Raw genomic sequence first — 334 nt, 5'->3', positions numbered from 1 at the left:
TATTTAAAAGCCACTTTTCTATTTTCTCAAAGTCTTGATGCTTGTTTTTAAAGACTTTTGTTTTAATCTTGTTTGTAAGCTGGTCTCTCAACCACGATAAATCAATTTTCTCTTTACTAATATCAATGCCGATAAACATCATCTCTACTTACTCCCCTTGTACATACAGCATCTACTTAAATAAAAGTGTGCTTGGATACCATTCAGTTTGTGAGAATAGAAAGTCAGGGCTTTATCTACGGAGCAGTATTAAATACTAGGCGCAAAGGCAAGCTCACTGACTTCGATGTGATAAATGATAGCTAATCATTTATCAACGAGAGATACAAGGCGC

At 35.0% G+C, this 334-nt stretch carries 1 pseudogene; it reads right to left on the bottom strand.

What is annotated here, in order from left to right:
• A pseudogene (locus PSH41_RS20170) lies at positions 1–142 on the bottom strand (IS110 family transposase); the annotation flags it as partial.
• Positions 143–334 lie beyond the last annotated feature (192 nt).

The organism is Pseudoalteromonas sp. CST2 (assembly GCF_028599385.1).
In the GTDB taxonomy this organism is placed as follows: Bacteria; Pseudomonadota; Gammaproteobacteria; order Enterobacterales; family Alteromonadaceae; genus Pseudoalteromonas; species Pseudoalteromonas atlantica.
The sequence above is the reverse complement of the archived record's forward strand: the minus strand, read 5'-3'. Positions and strand labels throughout refer to the sequence as shown.